General features: G+C 72.3%; 19 protein-coding genes. 8 read left to right on the top strand and 11 right to left on the bottom strand.

The window, feature by feature from the left end; genetic code table 11:
• Nucleotides 1-290 precede the first annotated feature (290 nt).
• Complete coding sequence (locus tag AB0G56_RS10915; protein ID WP_360967629.1) at nt 291-971, top strand: TetR family transcriptional regulator; 681 nt, start codon at nt 291-293, stop codon at nt 969-971.
• Here AB0G56_RS10915 and AB0G56_RS10910 read toward each other — a convergent pair.
• Complete coding sequence (locus AB0G56_RS10910; RefSeq protein ID WP_360966912.1) at nt 968-1954, bottom strand: YafY family protein; 987 nt, start codon at nt 1952-1954, stop codon at nt 968-970. The genes AB0G56_RS10915 and AB0G56_RS10910 overlap by 4 nt on opposite strands.
• A gap of 62 nt (nt 1955-2016) precedes the next feature.
• Between AB0G56_RS10910 and AB0G56_RS10905 the strand changes: the two genes are divergently transcribed.
• The 5 genes from AB0G56_RS10905 to AB0G56_RS10885 all read left to right on the top strand — a co-directional run bounded on the left by AB0G56_RS10905 (nt 2017) and on the right by AB0G56_RS10885 (nt 8368).
• Complete coding sequence (locus AB0G56_RS10905) at nt 2017-3573, top strand: MFS transporter (RefSeq protein ID WP_360966909.1); 1557 nt, start codon at nt 2017-2019, stop codon at nt 3571-3573.
• Between the two features lie 295 nt (nt 3574-3868).
• Nucleotides 3869-4630 carry a DeoR/GlpR family DNA-binding transcription regulator gene (locus tag AB0G56_RS10900; RefSeq protein ID WP_360966906.1) on the top strand — a complete coding sequence of 254 codons (762 nt, stop codon included), beginning with the start codon at nt 3869-3871 and terminating at the stop codon, nt 4628-4630.
• On the top strand, nt 4627-5574 hold the full coding sequence (pfkB, locus tag AB0G56_RS10895; protein WP_360966903.1) for a 1-phosphofructokinase: 948 nt from the start codon (nt 4627-4629) through the stop codon (nt 5572-5574). Before AB0G56_RS10900 ends, pfkB begins: the two co-directional genes overlap by 4 nt.
• Before the next feature lie 136 nt (nt 5575-5710).
• On the top strand, nt 5711-7969 hold the full coding sequence (locus AB0G56_RS10890; protein ID WP_360966900.1) for a fructose-specific PTS transporter subunit EIIC: 2259 nt from the start codon (nt 5711-5713) through the stop codon (nt 7967-7969).
• Nucleotides 7970-8113: 144 nt separating this feature from the next.
• On the top strand, nt 8114-8368 hold the full coding sequence (locus AB0G56_RS10885) for a hypothetical protein (RefSeq protein ID WP_360966897.1): 255 nt from the start codon (nt 8114-8116) through the stop codon (nt 8366-8368).
• 19 nt (nt 8369-8387) lie between these two features.
• On the opposite strand, the gene AB0G56_RS10880 is transcribed toward AB0G56_RS10885, so the two are convergent.
• From AB0G56_RS10880 to AB0G56_RS10865, 4 genes are all read right to left on the bottom strand, one after another.
• Nucleotides 8388-9134: a DUF6227 family protein gene (locus AB0G56_RS10880; RefSeq protein WP_360966894.1), complete on the bottom strand. Its 747-nt coding sequence runs from the start codon at nt 9132-9134 to the stop codon at nt 8388-8390.
• Nucleotides 9135-9317: 183 nt separating this feature from the next.
• Nucleotides 9318-10538, bottom strand: a complete 1221-nt coding sequence (locus AB0G56_RS10875) for an Ig-like domain-containing protein (RefSeq protein ID WP_360966892.1) — start codon at nt 10536-10538, stop codon at nt 9318-9320.
• Nucleotides 10539-10798: 260 nt separating this feature from the next.
• Nucleotides 10799-11947 (bottom strand): P1 family peptidase, encoded by a 1149-nt coding sequence (locus tag AB0G56_RS10870; protein WP_360966889.1) that lies wholly within the window; start codon nt 11945-11947, stop codon nt 10799-10801.
• Between the two features lie 41 nt (nt 11948-11988).
• Nucleotides 11989-13233 carry a low temperature requirement protein A gene (locus AB0G56_RS10865; protein WP_360966886.1) on the bottom strand — a complete coding sequence of 415 codons (1245 nt, stop codon included), beginning with the start codon at nt 13231-13233 and terminating at the stop codon, nt 11989-11991.
• A gap of 74 nt (nt 13234-13307) precedes the next feature.
• Between AB0G56_RS10865 and AB0G56_RS10860 the strand changes: the two genes are divergently transcribed.
• Nucleotides 13308-13478, top strand: coding sequence for a hypothetical protein (locus AB0G56_RS10860; protein ID WP_360966883.1), 171 nt, complete (start codon nt 13308-13310; stop codon nt 13476-13478).
• Nucleotides 13479-13506: 28 nt separating this feature from the next.
• Here AB0G56_RS10860 and mscL read toward each other — a convergent pair whose 3' ends face one another.
• The 6 genes from mscL to AB0G56_RS10830 all read right to left on the bottom strand — a co-directional run bounded on the left by mscL (nt 13507) and on the right by AB0G56_RS10830 (nt 19472).
• On the bottom strand, nt 13507-13974 hold the full coding sequence (mscL, locus tag AB0G56_RS10855) for a large conductance mechanosensitive channel protein MscL (RefSeq protein WP_360966880.1): 468 nt from the start codon (nt 13972-13974) through the stop codon (nt 13507-13509).
• 57 nt (nt 13975-14031) lie between these two features.
• Complete coding sequence (locus tag AB0G56_RS10850) at nt 14032-14691, bottom strand: RcpC/CpaB family pilus assembly protein (RefSeq protein ID WP_360966878.1); 660 nt, start codon at nt 14689-14691, stop codon at nt 14032-14034.
• Nucleotides 14692-14969: 278 nt separating this feature from the next.
• The gene (locus AB0G56_RS10845; RefSeq protein WP_360966875.1) at nt 14970-15803 is read right to left on the bottom strand and encodes an S-methyl-5'-thioadenosine phosphorylase; all 834 of its coding nucleotides are present in this window, start codon (nt 15801-15803) and stop codon (nt 14970-14972) included.
• Between the two features lie 111 nt (nt 15804-15914).
• Nucleotides 15915-16247 (bottom strand): FmdB family zinc ribbon protein, encoded by a 333-nt coding sequence (locus AB0G56_RS10840; protein WP_360966872.1) that lies wholly within the window; start codon nt 16245-16247, stop codon nt 15915-15917.
• A 67-nt stretch (nt 16248-16314) separates the two neighbouring features.
• A complete protein-coding gene (locus AB0G56_RS10835) occupies nt 16315-17610 on the bottom strand; it encodes an MFS transporter (RefSeq protein WP_360966869.1) in 1296 nt (431 codons plus the stop codon).
• 350 nt (nt 17611-17960) lie between these two features.
• Entirely contained in the window at nt 17961-19472 is a 1512-nt protein-coding gene (locus AB0G56_RS10830; RefSeq protein ID WP_360967626.1) for a potassium/proton antiporter, read from the bottom strand.
• A gap of 211 nt (nt 19473-19683) precedes the next feature.
• Here AB0G56_RS10830 and AB0G56_RS10825 point away from each other — a divergent pair, with 211 nt between their 5' ends.
• Nucleotides 19684-22533, top strand: coding sequence for a penicillin acylase family protein (locus AB0G56_RS10825; protein ID WP_360966866.1), 2850 nt, complete (start codon nt 19684-19686; stop codon nt 22531-22533).
• Nucleotides 22534-22677 lie beyond the last annotated feature (144 nt).

Genomic DNA, 22677 nt, shown 5'->3' with positions numbered 1-22677 from the left:
ACTCCCCCCGGCGCCGGGACCTTCCCAGAGCCGGGCTTCGGCGCCTTCCCCCGGGCGTCGGAGCCCGGCTCCATGCCCATCGGGGGCGCGGCGTGGCCCGGCGGGGCCCCTGCGCGTGGTTGCCGGTGCCGGGCGGGCCGGAGAGACGGGGCACCCCGGACCTGAACCCCGGGGTGGCCCGCCAGATGGCAGATTCTGCCACACCGGCATAGCCTGCCGGTGTGACGAGCTCCATCCCCGCCGACCGCAAGGCCCCTTCCCTGACCGAGCGCCGCAAGGCCGCCACCCGGATGGAGATCGCGTCGGCGGCGGCCCGCCTCTTCACGACCCGGGGACTGCGTGCCACGCGTGCCGAGGACATCGCCCAGGCGGCGGGTGTCGCCCCGCGCACCTTCTACCGCTATTTCGCCACGAAGGAAGAGGCCGTGGCCCCCTGCTACGCGGCGGGCGCCGAGCGGTGGAGGGAGGCGGTCGGGGCCGCCCCGGCCGGGCTCTCGGTCCCGGAGGCCCTGGCCCACGCGGTGCGGCACACCTTCACCCCGGGCTCGGGCGTCTCCGCGGTCTCCTGGCAGTGGGCGCGCACGCTCATCCGCCTGGCGGCGAGCAGTCCGGCGGTGCGCAAGGTGTGGGCCGAGGTCTGCCTGGAGTCGGAACGCGACCTCGCCCGGGTGCTCGCGGCCCGGTCGGCCGGGTCGGCCGGGTCGGCCGAGGAACCCGGGCCCGGGACGGGGAGCGGGAACATCACGAGCGCCGGGAGCGCCGTAAGCACCGACGGCATCGCACCGGAACTGCGCTTCTCGGCGGCCGTGGCGAGCGCCGCCGTGCGGGTGGCCGTAGAAGCCTGGGCCACCGGCGAGGCACCGGCCACCGGCCCGGACGGACCGGCCGCCCTGGCCCTGCGCAACCTGGCGGCACTACGGGACTTCCCCTGGACCACCCACAGACCCCACGACCCGACAGGGCCGGGCTAGCCCTGCGTCCCGACCGCCCGCCCTCCGGCGGCCCGCGCCATGCGTTCCCCCAACTCCCGTACGCACTCGACGAGTTCCAGCGGTTCCTGCACTGTGAACTCGCACCCCAGCATCGCCAGTCGTAGCGCGAGCCACTCCACCCGGTCGCCGACCGTCGCGCGGAGCCGGTAGCCGCCGTCCGGCAGGGGCTCCGGGGTACCGAGCCAGGCGGGCAGCCGCGCCGCGACCGCCTCGGCGGGTTCGGGGAAGGTGACCGTGAACGCGTACGTCTCCTGCCGTCGCTGCATCGAGTGGCGCAGGTACTCCGCCGCGCTCCCGGTGGGCAGCTCGCGCGGAGTGAAGCGCGCGCCGGTCGGAAACGGTTCGCTGACCCGGTCGACGCGGAACGTCCGCCAGTCCGCCCGATCCAGGTCGTAGGCGACGAGGTACCAGCGGCGCCCGGTCGACACCAGCCGGTACGGCTCCGTCAGGCGCCGTGTGCCGGTGCCGTCCCCGGCCCGGTAGGCGAAGCGCAGCCGTTCCCGCCCCGCCACCGCGGACGCCATCACGGTCAGTGTCTCGGGGGCGACGGACGCCGCGTCCCCGCTGGTCAGCGGCGTGGTGGCGGCCTGGAGGGTGGAGACGCGGTGGCGCAGCCTGGCCGGCAGCACCTGCTCCAGCTTCGCCAGTGCCCGCACCGCCGCCTCGTCCATGCCCTCGATCGCGTGCCCGGCCCCGGCCCGCAGCCCGACCGCGATGGCCACGGCCTCCTCGTCGTCGAGTACGAGCGGTGGCATCGCCTTGCCCGCGACCAGCCGGTACCCGCCGTCGGAGCCCATGCTCGCCTGAACCGGGTAGCCCAGTTCGCGCAGCCGGTCGATGTCCCGCCGGACGGTCCGCCGGGACACCCCGAGCCGCTCGGCCAGCTCGCCACCGGGCCATTCGCGGGGTGTCTGGAGCAGGGACAGGAGCTGGAGGAGCCGTGCCGGAGTGTCCGTCGTCATAGGTCCGAGGATGCCGCACATCTAGGACACGATCTGGCCTATTTCCTGGCTAGCTTGTCCGTATGACCTCCAGCGAAACCCTTGTCAGCAGCTCACCACAGGTGGCCGACCGCCGCCGCTGGTTCGCGCTGGCGATCGTGATGACCGCGGCCTTCATGGACCTCGTGGACGTCACGATCGTCAACATCGCGATACCGTCCATCCAGAAGGACACCGGCGCGTCCTTCGGCCAGATCCAGTGGATCACCGCCGGTTACGCCCTCGCCTTCGCGGCCGGACTGATCACCGGCGGGCGGCTCGGCGACATCCACGGCCGCAAGCGGCTGTTCCTCCTGGGCATCGGGGGCTTCACCCTCGCCTCCGCGCTGTGCGGCTTCGCCGTGAACCCCGAGATGCTGGTCGCCTCCCGCATCCTGCAAGGCGCCATGGCCGCGATGATGGTGCCGCAGGTCCTGTCGATCGTGCACGCCACCTTCCCGGCGCGCGAACGCGGCAAGGTCTTCGGCCTGTTCGGCGCGATCGTGGGACTGGGCGCGGTCTCCGGGCCGCTGCTCGGCGCGCTGTTGACTCAGTGGAACCTGTTCGGCCTCCAGTGGCGGCCGATCTTCCTGATCAACCTTCCGGTGGGCGTGGTGGCCCTGCTGCTCGGCAGCCGTTTCATCGCCGAGTCCAAGGCGCCGCGGGCGCTGAAACTGGACCTGGTCGGCGTCGCCCTCGTCACGCTCGGTCTGCTGATGCTGCTCTACCCGCTGACCCGGGGCCGCGAGCTGGGCTGGCCGCTGTGGGGGTACGGGTCGATGGCGGGCGCGGTGGCGGTGTTCGCGCTGCTGGTGGCGTACGAGCGGCGCAAGGCGGCGCGCGACGGCTCCCCGCTGGTCGAACTGTCGCTGTTCCGCGTGAAGAGCTTCGCGGCGGGCATCGCCGTACAGACGGTCTTCGGTGTCGCGCTGGGCGTCTTCTTCCTGGTCTGGACGCTGTACATGCAGATCGGCCTGGGCTGGAGCCCGCTGCGGGCGGGACTGACGGGGGTCCCGTTCTCCCTCGCCGTGTCCGTGGCGGCGGGCCTGTCCGTGCAGAAGCTGGTCCCGCGCTTCGGCCGCAAGGTGCTCCAGGCGGGTGCCCTGCTCATGGCGGCCGGTGTGCTGCTCTACATCTGGGAGTCCGGCCGCTACGGCCTGCACATCGCCCCCTGGCAGATGGCGCTTCCGCTGGTCGTCATGGGCGTGGGCATGGGCCTGATCGTCGCTCCGCTGACGGACGCGGTGCTCTCCGAGGTGCCGCGTGAGCACGCGGGCTCGGCGTCCGGTCTGATCAACACCGTCCAGCAGATGGGCAACGCGCTGGGCCTCGGCCTGGTGTCGGTCGTGTTCTTCGGAGTGATCGGTGACCGGCTCACCCCGGCTCAGGTGGGCCCGGCCTTCGTCGACGCCTTCCAGCACGCGCTGTGGTGGGTGGCCGCGGTCCTGGGTGCGATCTTCGTCCTGATGTCCGCGCTGCCCCGGCGGCCGGCCCAGCACGAGGAAGGCGCCGAGGGTGCGCAGGGCGCGGGTGACACGGAGGGGGCGGACGGCGAGGGGCTCGCGGCTGCCGGGCCCCGGGAGCCGGAACTCGTCGGCTGAGCGGGGCGGGGACGCTGAGGGGGCCCGGCGCCGGGGGAGGCGCCGGGCCCTTCGCCGTGCCGATGGAGGTGCCGGGCCCTTTGCGTCACCCGGGGCGGGTCCGATGCTTGCCTCCAGCGCCCGGGGCGGGAGGGGAGGGGGAACCCTCAGGCCCAGGGCGGGTCCGAGGGTCCCCCTCCCAGCCCCGAAAGTCCATTCGTACCCGCTTGAGCCCGAACCTGTTTACTTTCCGGATATCCCAGCGTAGCCTCCGAGTGAAACCACAAGTTCGGGCATCAGCCGGAGGCAAACGGACATGTATGCAGCGGAGCGGCAGCAGGAGATCCTCCGGCTCGCCCGTGACGGCGGCCGGGTGGACGTCGTGTCGCTCGCCGAGGAGTTCCAGGTGACGGCGGAGACGATCCGCCGCGACCTGAAGACCCTCGACCGGGCCGGCCTGCTGCGCCGGGTGCACGGCGGGGCCATCCCGGCCGGCCGCCTCGACTTCGAGCCGGACCTGACCGAGCGCGAGGCCACGGCGGCCGACGAGAAGGACCGCATCGCCAAGGCGGCCCTGGCCGAACTCCCCGCCGAGGGCACACTGATCCTCGACGCCGGTACGACGGTGGCCCGCCTGGCCGCCGCCCTGCCCCTGGAGGCCGACCTCACCGTCGTCACGCACTCCCTGCCCATAGCCGCCCGCCTCGCCGACCACCCCGGTCTGCAACTCCACCTCGTCGGCGGGCGCGTACGGCACCGTACGCGCGCCGCCGTGGACGCCTGGGCGCTGCGGGCCTACGGCGAGATCCGCGCCGACGTCCTGTTCGTCGCCGCCAACGGCTTCTCCGCAGAACACGGCCTGACCACCCCGGACCTCGCCGAGGCGGCGGTCAAGCGCGCGGCGATCGCCGCGGCCCGCCGCGTGGTGCTGCTCGCCGACTCCGCCAAGCACGGCCAGGAGCACTTCGCGCGCTTCGGCGGCCTGAGCGACGTGGACCTGCTGATCACCGACAGCGGGTTGAGCCCCGAGGACGCCGCCGCCATCGAGCGCGGCGGCACGGAAGTGGTACGCGCATGATCGTCACCGTCACCCCCAACCCGTCCCTGGACCGCACCTACGAGGTCCCCTCCCTGGACCGCGGCGAGGTCGTCCGGGCCACCGGCGAGCGGGTGGACCCGGGCGGCAAGGGCGTGAACGTCTCGCGCGCGGTCGCCGCCGCCGGACGGCGCACGATCGCCGTACTGCCCCTTGGTGGTGCGCCCGGCGCACTGGTCGCCGAACTGCTCGACGCGCAGGGCATCGAGGTCGCGCCGGTCCCCGTCGCCGGTGCGACCCGTTCCAACATCGCCCTCGCGGAGGCGGACGGCGTCCTGACGAAGATCAACGCGCCCGGCCCTGAACTCACCCGCGAGGAGCAGGAGTCGCTGCTGGAGGCGGTTCGGGGCAGCTCGCGCGGCGCCGACTGGATCGCCTGCTGCGGCAGCCTGCCGCGCGGCCTCGCGCCCTCCTGGTACGCCGACCTGGTCGCGCGGGCGCACGCCGCCGGCGTACGCATCGCGCTGGACACCTCGGGACCCGCTCTCCTGGCGGCGCTGCGCGAGGGGCCGGACGTGGTCAAGCCCAACGCCGAGGAACTGGCGCAGGCCGTCGGGCGCCCGCTGGCGACGGTGGGCGACGCGGTCAAGGCGGCGGAGGAACTGCGCGGCCTGGGCGCACGCGCCGTCCTGGCGAGCCTGGGCGCCGACGGGCAACTGCTCGTGGACGGCGCGGGCGCCTGGTACGGCAGCGCGCGCGTCGAGACCGTACGCAGCAACGTCGGCGCGGGCGACTCCTCCCTGGCCGGCTTCCTCATCGCCGGCGGCTCCGGACCGCGGGCCCTGGCCTCGGCCGTCGCGCACGGCGCCGCCGCGGTCAGGCTGCCCGGCAGCGTGATGCCGGCCCCGGGCGACCTGGACCCCGAGTCGGTCACGGTCACCGCCGAGGTGCCCGTGGACCGCGCGCTCACGGAGCCGGTGTCATGACCGCCGCCGGCGCCTCCGCCACCCCGCTGACCTCCGCTCGTTCCGCCTTCCCCGCTCCTTTCCACACGAGCGCCACCGTCCCCACTCCCGTCCCCAGCCCCGCCGCCCGGGCGATACGCGCGCTAAGGAGCCCGCGATGAGTGACATGATCACCGCGGACCTGGTCGACCTCGACCTGTCCGCCGACACCAAGGAGGCGGCGGCGCGCGCCCTCGCCGAACGGATGGTGGCCCAGGGCCGGGTGACCGACCTGGACGGCTTCCTCGCCGACGTGGCCGCCCGCGAGGCGCAGATGCCGACCGGCCTCGACGGCGGCATCGGCATCCCGCACTGCCGCAGCGCGCACGTCACCGAGCCGACGCTCGCCTTCGGGCGCAGCGCCGCCGGGATCGACTTCGGCGCGCCGGACGGCCCCGCCGACCTGATCTTCCTGATCGCCGCTCCGTCGGGCGCCGACGACGCCCACCTGACGATCCTGTCCTCGCTGGCCCGGCAGCTGATGAACGCCGAGTTCACCGCCGCCCTGCGCACCGCGGGCGACGCGGCGACGGCGGCGGCGCTGATCCGCGGCGACGCGAGCCCGGCGGGCAGGGCGGAGGGCACCGAGGCGGCCGGGAGCAGAGATGCCGCCGGGAGCAGTGAGGCCGCAGAGGGTGCTGAGGCCGCAGGGAGCACTGAGACCGCCGGGGGTGCCGAGGCAGCCGGGCGCGCGGAGGGCCCCGCGGCCCACGCGAACCGGGCCGCCGACTCGGAGAACCCCGAGGCCCCTGAGGCCTTCGAGGACTCCGTCGCGGCGCCGGGGGCGGCCTCCGCCGGCGCCGCGACGGGCACCGCCGCCCCACCGGCCGCCGCGGCGGAGCCCACGCCCCCGCCCGCCTCCCCGTTCCGGATCGTCGCCGTCACCTCCTGCCCCACCGGCATCGCGCACACCTACATGGCGGCCGAGTCACTGGAGAACGCGGGCCGCGAGGCGGGCGTCGAGCTGGTCGTCGAGACGCAGGGCTCGGCCGGATTCACCCGGCTCGACCCGGCCGTGATCGCGGCGGCCGACGGCGTGATCTTCGCCCATGACGTCCCCGTACGGGACAAGGACCGCTTCGCCGGGAAGCCGACCGTCGACGTCGGCGTCAAGGCGGGCATCAACCGGCCCGGCGAACTGATCGGCGAGGTCCGTGGCAAGGCCGCACGCGGTGAGGTGAGCGCGGCGGCGGCGCCCGGTGGCACGCCGGTCGAGCGGGCCGGAGAGGCGGGCGAGGGCTACGGCACCAAGCTGCGCAAGTGGCTGATGTCGGGCGTCAGTTACATGGTCCCGTTCGTCGCCGCGGGCGGGCTGCTGATCGCCCTCGGTTTCGCGATCGGCGGCTACAAGATCAACAAGGCGCCGTCGGTCATGGACCACTTCCTCTGGACCCAGTCCGACAGCTGGGCGGCGCTGCTGTTCCAGATCGGCGGCGTGGCCTTCGCCTTCCTCGTGCCGGTGCTGGCCGGTTACATCGCCTACGGCATGGCCGACCGGCCCGGACTCGTCCCCGGTTTCGTCGGCGGCTCGATCGCCCTCACCATCAACGCGGGCTTCCTGGGCGGTCTCGCGGCCGGTCTGATCTCGGGCGGCGTGGTGATCGCGGTCCAGAAGATCCGCATCCCGGCGGCGTTGCGCGGCATCATGCCGGTGGTGGTGATCCCGCTGATCTCCTCGGCGGTCGTCGGGTTCCTGATGTTCGTGGTCATCGGCAAACCCATCGCCGCCGCCCAGAAGGGCATGACCGACTGGCTCAACGGCCTGACCGGCACCAACGCCGTCCTGCTCGGGGCGCTGCTCGGCCTGATGATGTGCTTCGACCTGGGCGGCCCGGTCAACAAGGTCGCCTACACCTTCGCCACCGCCGGGATCGCCGTCTCCGACCCGAGCGACTCCGCGATGAAGATCATGGCCGCGGTGATGGCCGCCGGCATGGTGCCGCCGCTGTCGATGGCCCTGGCCACGACCGTGCGCGGCAGGCTCTTCACCCACACCGAGCGGGAGAACGGCAAGGCCGCCTGGGTGCTGGGAGCCTCGTTCATCTCCGAGGGCGCCATCCCGTTCGCGGCGGCCGACCCGCTGCGCGTCATCCCCGCCTCGATGGTCGGCGGCGCGCTCACCGGCGCCCTGTCGATGACCTTCGGCGCCACACTGCGCGCCCCGCACGGCGGCATCTTCGTGGTCCCGCTGATCGGCAACCCGTTCTTCTACCTGATCGCCGTCGCGGCGGGCGTCTGCGCGACGACGGCCCTGGTGGTCGCCCTGAAGACCCTGCGTGCGTCCGCGCCGGGCGGTGCGGGCCGGGGCGGGGCGGACGGCGACGACGAGGGCGCGCAGCGCACGTCGGCGGACCGCAAGCAGGCGGTGGCGGCCTGAAGCCCCGGCAGCGGCCTCAGCGGCCGGCCGTGGCCTCCATGGCCGGTCATGGCCCCTTTGGGGTGCTGTGAGTAGTTCACGTCACCTGCGAGATACGTCACGATCCGGGGCCAAAGTCCCGGACCGTGGTGTTCACTTGCAGACATGCCTGAGCACGTCCCGTTCCTGGTCTGGTTCGGTGTGGTCCTGCCCGCCGTGCTGATCCTCGCCTGCGCCGTCGGCCTCGCCGGTTACCGATTCGGCCTCCGGTTCGAGATCCGCCGCCGACCGCACGCGGCCGCCCTGCGGGCACTCCCGGCCCAGCGCGGCTCCGGACCCCACCGGGAGTACGTCGAACTGACCCCGGCGGAGCGGGCCGCCTTCGCCGGCCTGGTGCGTCAGCTCGGCGACGGCCACTGACCGGCCGACGGCGCGGCGCTCAAGGCAGTCGCGCCGCCCGCCGCTCCATCGCGTCGCGGGCCGCGTCCTCGGTGGCGTAGACCTCGCACATGTGGCGGCCGTCGGGCGTCGCCGTGTGCTCCACCTCCCACAGGGAGACCTCCACGCCGTCGCGCAGCAGGAAGGCGTGCTCGTAGAGCGTGAAGCCCAGCCCGGCGCGTCCCGCGCGGCAGGGACGGCCGAAGGCCTGCGTGATCTGGTGTCCGGACGCCGTCTGGAGCAGCGCGGCGACCTCCGTGCCGGGGCGGTCCGTGTTCTCCGCCCGCCGCAGCAGCCGCCGGGCGTGGTCGGCGGCGTCGCCGGGGGCGTACGCGTGCCGGGCCTCGGGCAGTACGGAGAACTGCACGAGCACCGGCGGCTCGAACTCCGGCGCGTCCGGCGGCAACGGCAAGCGTCCGGTGGCGGTGCCCAGCTCCTCCTCGTCGAGGTAGACCTCGTGCTGCGACTCGCCGCCCGGGGCGGTGTTGTGCACCAGCTCCCACAGGGTGAGCGCCGATCCGTCGGCGAGCAGCCAGGTGTGCCGGTACGTCTCGCGGTGCAGGCCCGCGCTGTGGTGCGCGGAGTGCAGCGAACCGTCGTACGCCAGCGCGCAGTCGAGCCGGCGTATCGTCTCGTCGGGCAGTTCGAAGGAGTTCAGCGCGCGACCGAGCAGCCGCGCGAGCTGCTCCTCCGGAGACTCGGGCGAGCGGCGTGGTTCGTACGCGGTCGTCTCGTACGGAACGCTCAAGGTTTCTCCCGGCGTTGCTGCATGTCACCTGGTGGGTGCATACCGTAGCCCCTCGGTGGGACATCGTGTCCGGGAACCGAGAAAACGTACGGCGGAAAAACGGCCGGGCCGCACGAGAAGTTCCCGTGCGGCCCGGCGGTTCGTCAAAATCCGCTGGTCAGCGGCGCGTTGTGACTCAGGGGGTCAGGCGCTGCTTCCGGCGGTCCACTCGCTCCACGGCATGTTCCAGCCGTTGAGGCCGTTGTCCGGGGCGACCGTCTTGTCGGGGGAGTGCTTCACGATCACGACGTCGCCGATGAGCGAGCTGTCGAAGAACGACTTGGCGGGGGTGTCGCCCTGCGCGCCTCGCGCGTCCTGCATGCCGACACAGCCGTGGCTGGTGCCGGAGTTGCCGAAGGGCGGGTTGCCCGGGTTGTACCAGTAGTTGCCGTGGATGAAGGTGCCGGAGGTCGTCAGGCGCATGGCGTGCGGCACGTCCGGGATGTCGTACTCGCCGCCCAGGCCGACCGTCTGGCTGTTCATGCGCGTCTGCGTGAACTTCTCCGAGATCACCATCTGCCCGTTGTACGTGGTGTGCTCGGGGCTGCCCGTGGAGACGGGGATCGTCTTGACGGTCCGGCCGTCGCGGACGACCGTCATGGTCTGCGTGTTGACGTCGACCGTGGAGACCTGCGAGCGGCCGATCGTGAAGGTCACGGTCTTCTTCTGCACGCCGTAGACGCCGTTCGCGCCCTGCACGCCGTCCAGGTCTATGTTCATCGTGACCTTGGAGCCGGCCTTCCAGTACTCCTGGGGCCGGAAGTCGAGGCGCTGGGCGCCGAACCAGTGGCCGACCACCTGCTGGCCACTGCTGGAGGTCACCGTGATGTGCGACTGCACGGCCTTCTTGTCGCTGATGACCTTGTCGAAGTTGAACGACACCGGCATGCCGACGCCCACCGTCGTGCCGTTGTCCGGTGTGTACGTGCCGATGAAGCTGTTCTTCGTGGTGACGGTCGTGAAGATGGAGTTGGCGGCGGCGACGCGGCCCGCGTCGTCCTTGGCCGTCGCCGAGAGCTGGTACTTCGTGCCGCGGTCCAGCTGCTCCTTCGGCTTCCAGGTGGCGCCGTCGGCCGAGATCGTGCCGGGTATGTCCTTGCCGGATCCTGCGACGGTCATCTTCACGTCGGTCAGCTTTCCGTCGCTGACCTTCACGCCGGTCGCGTTGATCGACGCACTGGTGGAACCGTCCTTGGCCGAGATGTCGATCTTGGCCGTGGAGGTCTTGACGCTGTCCTTGCCGCCGCCCTTGCCGTCGTCGTTGGCCTTGGCGTCGCCGCCGCATCCGGTGAGGGTGAGGGTGCCGACCATCAGGGCGGCACAGGCCCCCAGTATGCGCCGCGCTGCTATGTCCGGCGTTGTCACGGGCTGCTCCAGGTTCGTGGAAGTGAGAAGTGCTGAGCGGAAAGTGCGAAGTGAGCGAGTGGTGAGTGGCTGTAATGCGTGGATAGAGAGGCGGACGGCCCCGCGCGAGGTTCCCGCGGTTCGGCTGAAAACCTTTCACGTGACAGAACCGGGACAATCGTCGCCCCCATGAGACCTGCCAGGGGTCCGACGTCGCCCTCGGCGGGGGCAGTTGGCCCCAGATGCCCGCACTGTCCGCCCCCTCCTGCCGCCCACCCGGATCATCGCCTCCCGTACAACTCCCGGTAGGCCGGCCATGTTCCGCCGGGCCCGTCCACCGACTCGGCGGCCCGCACGGCGCGGACGATCGCGCGGGTCACCACGTCCGCTCCGGCGGCGAGCACCTCGTTCAGGGCGAGGGCCCCACCGGAGACGGGCGGACCCGCAGCGGCCGCACCGGAACCCGCAGCGGGCGCACCGGAACCGGGAGCGGACAAGCCGGAGCGGGGAGCGGGTGAGCCGGTACCGGGAGCGGGAGGGCCGGGGTCGGGGGCGAGCGGACGGGCGCCGGTGGCCAGGGCGAACACCGTGTCCCCGTCGTTGAGCAGGTGCACCGGCCGGACGGCGCGTGCGATGCCGTCGTGTGCCGTCCCGGCGAGTTTCTGCGCCTGGGCCTTGGACAGGTCGGCGTCGGTGGCGACCACCGCGAGCGTGGTGTTCAGCGGGGGCGGCCCGTTGCGCGCGGCGGCTTCGGCGAGCCGTCTGAGCGCGGTCTCGTGCACCCGCGCGTCGGGATACTCGGCCCGCCCCTGGAACAACTCGCCGTACAGCACCCCCGTTTCGGGGTCCACGGCCGACCCGGCCGCGTTGGCCACGACGAGCGCCGCCACCGTGACCCCCGAGGCGAGCACCGTGCTCGCGCTGCCGATGCCGCCCTTGACCGGCCCCACCGCCGCCCCCGTGCCGGCCCCGACGCAGCCCTGGGGGACGGGCGCACCCGGCTCGCTCGCGGCGGCGGCCTCGACCGCCTCGCGCCCGGTCGCCGCGTCCGGCCGGGCCCGGAAGTCACCGCCCCGGCCCAGGTCGAACACGCAGGCCGCCGGCACCACCGGCACCACGTGCGAGGGCTCGGGGCCCACGCGCACGCCCCGCCCGCGCTCCTCCAGCCAGGCCATCACTCCCGAGGCGGCGTCCAGCCCGTACGCGCTGCCGCCGGTCAGGACGACCGCCTCCACCGTCCGCACGAGGTTGCGCGGATCGAGCGCGTCGGTCTCCTTGGTGCCGGGTCCGCCGCCGCGCACGTCCACGGCGGCGACCGCGCCGCCCTCCGGGGCCAGCACGACCGTCGTCCCGGTGAGCCACCCGCCACCCGTGCGGGTCGCATGGCCCACCCGCACCCCGGCGACATCCGTCAAAGCGTCCACAGTCATGCGGGTCAGTCTCCCCGGCGGCCGGGCCGGAAGTGCGGTGCTCAGGCCGCCTGTCGCGCCGTCCGGTCCCGGCCCGGACCCGCGGACACGCGCGCCGTCAGGATGACGCCCGTCGCCACGGCCAGCGCCGAGACGAGACCCGCCGCGAGGACCGCCCAGTCGCCGAGGAAGGTGCAGCAGATCACCAGGAGGGCGCTGGTGGGCAGCACCAGCTGCTGGGCGATGCCCACCTTGAAGTGGCGAGCGTGCAGGGCCCAGACGGTGATCAGGTACAACGCCGTCGGCAGGGTCACGGCGGCCGACGCCTCCAGGGCCGACAGACGGCTCTTGCCGACGGCGTGCTCCACCGCCACCTCCAGCCCCGCGCCGATCGCCGCCGCCGAGGCGAAGATCAGGTAGTGGCCGTAGCCCCACAGGAAGGACTCGCGGCTGGAGCGCAGATAACCGTGGATCGGCACCACGAAGTAGATCCACCAGGCCGAGAAGACGATCAGCAGGCCGCCCGCCGCGATCGGCAGCAACTCGGCCAGTGCGAAGTGCTCGTCGGAGGCCGACTTCACCGCGACCGTGGCCGCCGAGACCGTCTCGCCCAGCACGATGATCGTGAACAGCCCGTACCGTTCGGCGATGTGGTGCGGATGCCAGGAGGTCGGCTGCGTCCTCTCCGCGTACACCGGCACCGACAGTTCCGCGAGCACCATCACCAGGAACACCCACGGCCGGGCCCGCTCCGGCAGGAGCACCAGCCCCAACCAGCCGATCTGGCACAGCAGCACACCCGCCGCGTAGCGCGACGCCGTGCGGCGCTCCGAGCCCTCGGCGCCCCGTGCCGCACGCAGCCACTGTGCGGCCATCGCCACCCGCATGATCACGTAGCCGAGCCACACCAGGAAGAAGTCGCGGTCGGTGAAGGCCCGGGAGACACCCGCGGCCAGCACCAGCACACCGGCGATCTGCACCAGCGTGACGACCCGGTAGAGCACGTCGTCGTTGTCGTAGGCCGAGGCGAACCACGAGAAGTTCATCCAGGCCCACCAGATGGCGAAGAACGCCATCGCGTAGTTCAGGATGCCCTGTCCCGCGTGGCCCTCCGCCACGGCGTGGACCAGCTCCGCGCCCGCCTGCGCGATCGCCACGACGAAGCACAGGTCGAAGAAGAGCTCGAGCGGTGAGGACACGCGGTGCGACTCGTGCCGGCCGCGCGCGGTGAGGGGGCGCAGTGGCCGGGAGGGGCGGGAGGGCTCCGGAGAACCGGACCCCGCGGCGGAAGCGGAACTGGACGTCATGGCCCCCAGCACAGCAGAAAGCCGCCGGAAAATCCCGCCGCGGGCAGGCCTGCCGCAGACCGTACCCTGGAGACATGAGCACTGCCCCCGAGCCGCGTCGCCCGAAGAACGCGCTGATCTTCGACGACCCGCTGAACCAGCAGTCCACCGACGACACCGACCGGGGCTGGGGCGAGCGCCCGGACGGCGACGCCGCCGCCGACCTCAAGCGCTTCCTCGACGAGAAGCCGCCGCACCACCTGTGATCCCGGCGGCCGCGGGCCGCCCTGACGGTTACGCCCGCTCGTGCTCGCCGCCGCGCCGCGCGACCAGTTCGTCGCGGATCTCCTCGAGGACCTGCAGCTCGGTCACCTCGATGACCTCGTGCGGCTCCCGCATGCCGTCCTTGGCCTTCTTCCGGGCCTCCTGGCGGGCCAGGAACTTCGCCATGGGCAGCACCATCAGGAAGTAGACCACCGCGGCGGTGATCAGGAACTGCAGGGTCGCGCCGAGGACCGAGCCCCACATGATCTGGATGCCGTCGTCGCCCTTGCAGCTGGAGCTGAGGCACGAGCTGTAGTGGTCGAGGTTCTTGGTGCCGATCGCCCCGACGACCGGGTTGATCACGCCTTTGACCACTGAGTTGACGATGTTGCTGAAAGCGGCGCCGACGACCACCGCGACCGCCAGCTCGACGACGTTCCCGCGCATCAGGAAGGCCTTGAAGCCATGCCAGACGCTCGGGTCCTTCTCCGTACTCACCTCGGGACACTCCTCGGGCATGCAGGTTGTACAACAAACAGCTCAGCAACCTAAGCCTCACCAGAGGGTCACCGCCAATCGGGCGGTCGCGCTCGCTCCGGCCAGCTCCGCCCCCGCGGAACGCGGCACGGCCAGGGTGACCAGGGCGTCGTCCATGTCGCTTCCCGCCGCCGGCGCCACGTCGGGCGCCACAACGGTGTCCCTGCCCGAACCCGTGTGCGCCGCCGCGCCGGAGCTGCCGAGGGGCTCGGGGACCTTCTTCACCCGTGCTCCGCGCGCCACGACCCTGGCCCGGCCGTCCGCCGCCTGATCCGTGACGGCGATCACGTCCACCCGGTCGCCCGGGCGCAGCAGTCGGACCGTCGCCGCGTCGGCGATGCGCACGGGCACGGTCACCGTCCGGTCCGCGTCCGAGGCGCGGGCGTCGCGCGAAGCGGCGGCGGTGCCGGCCGCCGGTCCCGGGTGCCCGCGGGCGGGGGCGCCGCGAGGGGCGTCCTGGGTCGGCCGGGGGCCCGCGGCCACCAGCGCGGCGGCCGTGACCGCCAGCCCGGCGACCACGGCCCGCCCGCGGTGGCGCAGCAGCCGGCGCAGCAGGTACCGCCCGCCCCGCACGCGTACGGGAGCGAAGTGCGGCACCTCGCAGGGGGCCGGGGTCTCCGTGGCGAGCGGGCCTGGAAAGAGGCGGTCTGCGGCCGGAGAAGGGGAAGACAGGGACATGGGAGCCACCACCTGCGCTCGGGGACCGGTGTGGAACCGGCTTGCGATGCCACGATGAGGCCTCGCGCCGAACGCCGCTGGAGCCCGTGCGCTACTCGCGGGTTGTGGACAACTCGGTCACCCGAAGGAGAGGTTCCGCCGCGAGACGGGCGGCGGCACGCCGGACGGCGCCAGGGGAACGGCCGGACGGCCCCAGGTGAACGGCCGGACGGGCCCAGGGGAACGGATGGTGGCGCACGAAAGGGCCCGGACAGCGCGGGCCAGGCAGTCCCGGTCCGCTACGGCAGTGCGAAGCCCGGGTCCATCCCGCCCAGCGCGTTCGCGCACAGGCAGTCCCGCTCCCCGGTGGCGGGCAGCGCGGCGACCGCGTCGAACAGCACGCCGCGCAGCCGCTCCACGTTGGCGGCGAACACCCGCAGCACCTCCTCGTGCGAGACGCCCTCGCCGCTCTCCGCACCCGCGTCGAGGTCGGTGACCAGGTTCAGGGACGTGTAGCACAGCTCCAGTTCGCGGGCGAGCGCAGCCTCGGGGTGCCCGGTCATGCCCACCACCGACCAGCCCTGCGCCTGGTGCCACAGCGATTCGGCGCGGGTCGAGAAGCGCGGTCCTTCCACCACGACGAGGGTGCCGCCGTCGACGGCAGCCCAGTCCCGCCCGTGTGCCGCCTTCAGCGCGGCGGCCCGGCCGGTGGGGCAGTAGGGGTCGGCGAGCGAGACGTGCACCACGTTCGGCAGGGTGCCGTCGGGCAGCGGCAGCCCGTCGAAGTAGGTCTGCTCCCGGGACTTCGTACGGTCGACGAACTGGTCCGGCACGAGCAGCGTGCCCGGCCCGTACTCCGGGCGCAGACCGCCCACCGCGCAGGGGCCGAGGACCTGGCGCGCACCGACGGAGCGCAGCGCCCACAGGTTGGCCCGGTAGTTGATGCGGTGCGGCGGGAGGTGGTGGCCGCGGCCGTGGCGGGGCAGGAAGGCGACCCGCCGGCCGGCGACCTCGCCGAGGAAGAGCGAGTCGCTGGGCGCCCCGTACGGCGTGTCGACCCGGATCTCGGTCACGTCGTCCAGGAACGAGTAGAAGCCGGACCCGCCGATGACACCGATCTCTGCGTTCGCCATGCCCCGCACACTAGTCGCCCCGGCGCACGCGGAGCAGCCTGCCGGGGACGAGCGCGCAAGGACGCCTAGAACCCCGCCGTCCTACGACGGCAGGGTCCGGCAAGCGCGATGTCAGGCGGCGGAGCTGCCGGCCGAACTCGTGGACGTCGAGGCCGTCGAGGACGTCGAGGACGACGAACCGGAACCGGACGACGACGAGTCCGACGACGAAGAGGACGACGTGGTCGCCTGCTTCGACGACGACGCCGGGCTGCTGCTCGACGAGGAGCCGCGGCTGTCGTTGCGGTAGAAGCCGGATCCCTTGAAGACAATGCCGACCGCGGAGAACACCTTCTTCAGGCGGCCACCGCAGTTGGGGCACTCGGTGAGCGCGTCGTCGGTGAACTTCTGCACCGCCTCGAGGCCCTCGCCGCACTCGGTGCACTGGTACTGATAGGTGGGCACTGTCTTCCTCCTGGCACTCTCACTCGATGAGTGCTAACGACGGTCCATAGTGACGTATTCCTCGGCGTCAGTCCACTGCGACAGGTGAGCGGTGACCGACGCCACGTGCCACCAGGCGGCTGTCGGCCCGTGCGCTGAGCCGCGACCGCAGGGCGAGCAGGGTCAGCAGGGCGAGCACCGTACCGGCCATCGGGACCAGGAAACCGGCACCGCCCCACAGGCGGTCCTCCAGCTGTCCGGCCACGGTGACCGCCGCGGCCTGGCCGAGCGCGACCGCGCCGGTGAGCCAGGTGAACGCCTCGGTCCTGGCGCCCGCCGGGACCAGGCCCTCGACCAGCGTGTAGCCGGTGATCAGCGCGGGCGCGATGCACATGCCGACCAGGAGGCCGAGCGCGGCGAGCAGCAGCACCGAGTGCGCGGTCCACAGGGCGGAGGCGGCCAGCGCCAGGGCGGTGTAGCCGACGAGCAGGCGGCGCTGCGGGGCCACCTTCCAGGCGATCGCGCCGCAGACGATGCCGGAGAGCATGTTGCCGGCGGCGAAGGTCCCGTACAGGACGCCGTTGAGGCCGGGCTCGCCGATCGACTCGGTGAACGCGGCCAGCGAGACCTGCATGCCGCCGAAGACCGAGCCGATGCCCAGGAAGGTCACGATCAGCACGCGCACGCCCGGGATGCGCAGGGCCGAGGCGTGCTCCACGCGCGCGTGCCCGTCGCCGGAGACGGACGGCTGGGTGCGCTTCTGCGCGGCGAACAGGAGACCGCCGACCAGGGTCAGCGCGGACTCGGTGAACAGCCCGGCCGCCGGGGCGACGGCCGTGCACAGGGCGGTGGCGAGCAGCGGTCCGAAGACGAAGGTCAGCTCGTCGGTGACCGACTCGAAGGCCGCCGCGGTGGTCATCAGCGGCGAGTCCTTCAGCGTCACGCCCCAGCGGGCGCGCACCATGGGCCCGACCTGCGGCACCGAGGCGCCGGTCGGCACGGCCGCCACGAACAGCGCCCACAGGGGCGCGTGCGCCAGCGCGAGCGCGGTCAGCGTCAGGCTCGCCAGGGCGTGCACGAGGACGCCGGGGAGCAGGACGGCCCGCTGCCCGTAGCGGTCGGCGAGCCGTCCGCTGTAGGGCGCGAAGAGCGCCATGGAGACGCCGGTGACGGCCGCGGTGGCGCCCGCCGCGCCGTAGGAGCCGGTGGTGTGCTGCACGAGCAGCACGATGGAGATGGTGAGCATCGCGAACGGCTGGCGCGCGGCGAAACCGGGGAGCAGGAACGTCCAGGCTCCGCGGGTACGCAGCAACTGCCCGTATCCGGGGCGGGAGGATGCCGTCGAGGTCTTCGCGGGGTCGGTGGGGGTGACCGCGGATCCCACGGCCCGTGCCTTTCTGCCGCCTGGTAGCGCGTGCCCTTGGGTGTGGGCGCGCCGAGAGCTGTCCTCTTGCGCGGACTGCGGTAGATGCCGGCGCCTCCAGGGGCGTCCCGACCGCCATACGGTCGCGCCAGCTCTGCGTCAGGCAGAGTTGGTTCGATCAGGGTGCGCCTTCATCGTACAGGCGCGGAGGGCTTGTGCGCCTGTGAAAGCGAGCACCATGGGCGGCTTCCCCTTGCGTTCGCCTTGTGTTCGGCGCAGGAGGGAACCGGGGCTGGGACGCCCGGGCCGCGAGGCCCGAGGCCGCCGGGGAAACGGAGGAAGGTCCTCCTCAAGCCCCCCTTGGGTGCCCCTCACGGCCCCCCGCTCGCCGTGGCGCCGTTGGTGCCCAGCCAGCTCGCCAGCTTGCCGCCCCGGCCGACCGCGCGCAGCCGTCGTTCGGCCGCCTCGCGGACCGGGTCGGTGGCGACCACGAGGAGTTCGTCGCCGCGCCGCAGGACGGTCGTCGGCAACGGGACAAACGATTTTCCCTCACGGACGACCAGGGTGACCGCGGACCCGGCGGGCAGCCGCAGCTCGGCCACCTCCACGCCGTGCATCAGCGAGCCCTCCGGAATGGCGACGGACAGCAGATGGCCGCGCAGCCGCTCCAGGGGCGCCGACTCGATGCCGAGGTCGGCGGCCTCCTGGCTGTCGCCCAGCCGGAGCTTGCGGGCCAGCCAGGGCAGGGTCGGTCCCTGGACCAGCGTGTAGACCACCACGAGCACGAAGACGATGTTGAAGATCCGGCCGCTGGAGTCGACGCCGTTCACCATGGGGATGGTGGCGAGGATGATGGGGACGGCGCCGCGCAGCCCGGCCCAGGACATCAGGGCCTGCTCCGGCCAGGGCACCCGGAACGGCAGCAGGCTGACCAGCACGCTCAGCGGTCGCGCGACCATGGTCAGGACCAGGCCGATGAGCAGGGCGGGCACGAAGTCGTCGAGGAGTTCGTGTGGGGTGACCAGCAGGCCGAGCAGGACGAACATGCCGATCTGGGCGATCCAGCCGAGCCCCTCGGCGAAGCCGCGGGTGGCGGGCCAGTGCGGCAGCTTGGCGTTGCCGAGGATCATCGAGGCCAGGTAGACGGCCAGGAAGCCGCTGCCGTGGGCGAGCGCTCCGGCTGCGTAGGCGGCGACCGCGATCGCCATCACGGCGATCGGATAGAGGCCGGAGGCCGGCAGGGCGACGCGCTTGAGCCCCCAGGAGCCGAGCCAGCCCACCGCGAGGCCGATGGCGGCGCCGATCGCCAGTTCCAGCGCTATCTCGCCCACCAGGACGTACCAGTGCTCGACCGGGCCCGCCGTGGAGAAGGCGACGACCAGGATGACCACCGGGGCGTCGTTGAAGCCTGACTCGGCCTCCAGCGTGCCCGTCACGCGCGCGGGCAGTGGGATCCGCCGCAGCACCGAGAAGACGGCCGCCGCGTCCGTCGAGGAGACCACCGCGCCGATGATGAGGGCCTGGCGCCATTCCAGGCCGGTCAGGTAGTGGGCGCCGGCCGCCGTGACGCCGACGCTGACCGCGACCCCGGCCAGCGCCAGCACGGAGGCGGACGGCAGGACTGGCCCGATCTCCTTCCACTTCGTACCGAGACCGCCCTCGGCGAGGATCACGACGAGGGCCGCGTATCCGATGACCTGGGTCATCTCGGCGTTGCTGAAGTGGATGTGGCCGAGGCCGTCCTGACCCATGACGATGCCGATCCCCAGGTACACGAGCAGGCTGGGGAGCCCGCTGCGGGAGGAGATGCGCACCGCCGCGACCGCGACGAGCAGGACGAGGGAGCAGGCGAGCAGGAGCTGGTTGAGGTGGTGGACAGTCAGTGGCGGTTCCTTCCGCGAGTTCTCCGCGTTCTCCGGTTACTTCGTTACCTTACCTAACTCTTGACGCTTTCTTGACGCTTCCCGCGTCCGGATCGAACGCCCGTGCGCGCCTGGACCCGACTCCGAGTCAAGTGGCACAGGGTCCTGCGCCTATGGTTGCTCCAGCACTCCAGTACCGCCTGCCGCTCGCGTTAGGACAGCAAGGACAGCGATGCCCCCCAACACCACCGCCACAACGGGTGACAAACCCGGCAAGTCCGGCAGGAAGAAGGGGCGAAAAGCCCGACTGATCGTGCTTGTCCTGGTGCTGGCCATCATCGGAGGCATCGCCTACGGGGCCTACTGGTCCGTCAGCACCGTCCGTGCCTCCTTCCCGCAGACCAAGGGTTCGATCACGCTCCAGGGCCTGTCGGGCCCCGTCGACGTGAAGCGGGACGGCTACGGCATCCCGCAGATCTACGCCTCCTCCCCGCAGGACCTGTTCATGGCGCAGGGCTTCGTCCAGGCGCAGGACCGGTTCTACGAGATGGACGTGCGCCGGCACATGACGTCCGGGCGCCTGTCGGAGATGTTCGGCAAGGGACAGGTCCAGAACGACGAGTTCCTGCGCACGATGGGCTGGGACCGGGTCGCGAAGCAGGAGTACGACAAGAAGCTGTCGTCCTCCACCAAGCAGTACCTCCAGGCGTACGCCCAGGGCGTCAACGCCTACCTCAAGGGGCGCGACGCCAAGGACATCTCCCTGGAGTACGCGGCGCTGGGCTTCACCAACGACTACAGGCCCGCCCCGTGGACCCCGGTCGACTCGGTCTCCTGGCTGAAGGCGATGGCCTGGGACCTGCGCGGCAACATGCAGGACGAGATCGACCGCGCCCTGATGACCAGCCGCCTGGGCCCCAAGCAGATCAAGGACCTGTATCCGGACTATCCGTACAGCCGGAACAAGCCGGTCGTCACGCAGGGCCAGTACGACGAACTCGCGCAGGCGTTCGAAGGTGGCGCGAGCGGGTCCAGCGGCTCCGGCTTCAGCGGGACCGGCGGGGAGGGCAGCTCCCTCGGCTCCTCCGACACCTCCGGGATCAGCGGCAGCGGCACGGGCGGCGCGGGTGGTCTCCCGGCCGGCTCCACCGCGGGCGGCGGGTCCGGCAACTCCAGCGGTTCGGGCGTGCAGAGCCAGCTCATGGGCCTGCGCGACGTCATGCAGAACCTGCCCGCGGCCGTCGGCGTGAACGGCGACGGCATCGGCTCCAACTCCTGGGTGGTCGCCGGCAAGTACACGATCACCGGCAAGCCGCTGCTCGCCAACGACCCGCACCTGGGCGCCGCGCTGCCGTCCGTCTGGTACCAGATGGGCCTGCACTGCCGCGCCGTGTCCGGCAAATGCCCCTACGACGTCACCGGCTACACCTTCGCGGGCATGCCCGGCGTCGTCATCGGACACAACCAGGACATCGCCTGGGGCATGACCAACTCCGGCGTCGACGTCACCGACCTCTACCTGGAGAAGCTCAGCGGCGACGGCTACCTGCGCGACGACAGGACGGTGCCGTTCCGGACCCGCCAGGAGACCATCAAGGTCGCAGGCGGCAGCTCCAAGACGATCGTCGTGCGCGAGACCGAGAACGGCCCGCTGCTGTCCGACCGCGACGACGAACTGGTCCAGGTCGGCAGGAAGGCGCAGGTCACCACCGCCGCACCGGACCGCGGCGACGGGTACGCCATCTCCCTGAAGTGGACCGCGCTCCAGGCGGGCACCACCATGGACGCCGTCTTCGCCCTCGACAAGGCCAAGAACTGGAGCGACTTCCGCTCGGCCGCCGCGAAGTTCGACGTTCCCTCGCAGAACCTGGTCTACGCCGACACCGACAACAACATCGGCTACACCCTGCCGGGCCGCATCCCCGAGCGCGCCAAGAACGACGACGGCTCCGTCCCGGCGCCCGGCTGGGACTCGAAGTACGACTGGAAGGGCTACATCAAGCAGTCCGAGCTGCCCTACGAGTACAACCCCAAGCGCGGCTACATCGTCACCGCCAACCAGGCCGTGGTCGCCCAGGACAAGTACCCGTACACGCTCACCACGGACTGGGGCTACGGCACGCGCAGCCAGCGCATCGCCGACCTGATCCAGTCGAAGATCGACGGCGGCGGCAAGATCTCCACCGACGACATGCGCCAGATGCAGATGGACAACAGCAGCGAGATCGCCAAGCTGCTCGTGCCCATGCTGCTGAAGATCGACATCCGCGACAAGGACGTCCGCCAGGCGCAGAAGCTGCTGGAGGGCTGGGACTACACCCAGGACGCCGACTCGGCGGCGGCCGCGTACTTCAACGCGGTGTGGCGCAACATCCTCAAGCTGGCCTTCGGCAACAAGCTGCCCAAGGAGCTGCGGGTCAAGGGTCAGTGCCTGTGGGTGGAGCCGACCGGCAACACCGGTCCGGTCGACGAGAACACCAAGGTCCGCGAGTGCGGCGAGCGCTCGGCCGACCAGGCGCAGCCGGACGGCGGCGACCGCTGGTTCGAGGTGGTCCGCAACCTGGTGAACCAGCCGAACAGCGACTGGTGGAAGGCACCGGCCTCCGGCACCCGCCCCAAGGCCGACAACCGCGACCAGCTCTTCGAGCGCGCCCTGATCGACGCCCGCTGGGAGCTGACCTCGAAGCTCGGCAAGGACATCGACACCTGGAACTGGGGCCGGCTGCACCGCCTGTTCCTGAAGAACCAGACCCTGGGCACCGACGGACCCGGCTTCCTGAAGTACATCCTGAACCGGGGCCCCTGGAAGCTCAGCGGCGGCGAGGCCGCGGTCAACGCCTCCGGGTGGAACGCGGCCGGCGGCTACGGCGTCGTCTGGGTGCCGTCGATGCGGATGGTGGTCAACCTCGCCGACCTCGACAAGTCCAAGTGGATCAACCTCACCGGCGCCTCCGGGCACGCCTTCAGCGCCCACTACACCGACCAGACGGACAAGTGGGCCAAGGGCGAGCTGCTGCCGTGGTCCTACTCGGCCGGCGCCGTCGACAAGAGCACGAGCGACACCCTGGTGCTCAAGCCGTGAGCCGCTGACCGGCGGCCACGGCACCGCACCGGGCGACGGCCCTCCACGCGCGCGCGGGGGGGGGGGGGGGCGGGGCCCGGCTGCCCGGGGGGGGGGGTGGCGGCCGGCCCCCCCCCGCGGGGGGCCCCCCGCCCCCCCGCGGGG

The organism is Streptomyces sp. NPDC021356 (genome assembly GCF_040641015.1).
In the GTDB taxonomy this organism is placed as follows: domain Bacteria; phylum Actinomycetota; class Actinomycetes; order Streptomycetales; family Streptomycetaceae; genus Streptomyces.
This window is presented reverse-complemented; position numbering and strand designations above follow the sequence as displayed.

Bases quoted from the DNA above. Each gene is read 5' to 3' on its own strand.
- AB0G56_RS10900 (WP_360966906.1), top strand. From the start codon at position 3,869: ATGTATGCAGCGGAGCGGCAGCAGGAGATCCTCCGGCTCGCCCGTGAC.
- AB0G56_RS10850 (WP_360966878.1), bottom strand. From the start codon at position 14,691: ATGTCCCTGTCTTCCCCTTCTCCGGCCGCAGACCGCCTCTTTCCAGGC.
- AB0G56_RS10870 (WP_360966889.1), bottom strand. From the start codon at position 11,947: ATGACTGTGGACGCTTTGACGGATGTCGCCGGGGTGCGGGTGGGCCAT.
- pfkB (WP_360966903.1), top strand. From the start codon at position 4,627: ATGATCGTCACCGTCACCCCCAACCCGTCCCTGGACCGCACCTACGAG.
- AB0G56_RS10915 (WP_360967629.1), top strand. From the start codon at position 291: ATGGAGATCGCGTCGGCGGCGGCCCGCCTCTTCACGACCCGGGGACTG.
- AB0G56_RS10845 (WP_360966875.1), bottom strand. From the start codon at position 15,803: ATGGCGAACGCAGAGATCGGTGTCATCGGCGGGTCCGGCTTCTACTCG.
- AB0G56_RS10865 (WP_360966886.1), bottom strand. From the start codon at position 13,233: ATGACGTCCAGTTCCGCTTCCGCCGCGGGGTCCGGTTCTCCGGAGCCC.
- AB0G56_RS10860 (WP_360966883.1), top strand. From the start codon at position 13,308: ATGAGCACTGCCCCCGAGCCGCGTCGCCCGAAGAACGCGCTGATCTTC.
- AB0G56_RS10825 (WP_360966866.1), top strand. From the start codon at position 19,684: ATGCCCCCCAACACCACCGCCACAACGGGTGACAAACCCGGCAAGTCC.
- AB0G56_RS10885 (WP_360966897.1), top strand. From the start codon at position 8,114: ATGCCTGAGCACGTCCCGTTCCTGGTCTGGTTCGGTGTGGTCCTGCCC.
- AB0G56_RS10890 (WP_360966900.1), top strand. From the start codon at position 5,711: ATGAGTGACATGATCACCGCGGACCTGGTCGACCTCGACCTGTCCGCC.
- AB0G56_RS10905 (WP_360966909.1), top strand. From the start codon at position 2,017: ATGACCTCCAGCGAAACCCTTGTCAGCAGCTCACCACAGGTGGCCGAC.
- AB0G56_RS10910 (WP_360966912.1), bottom strand. From the start codon at position 1,954: ATGACGACGGACACTCCGGCACGGCTCCTCCAGCTCCTGTCCCTGCTC.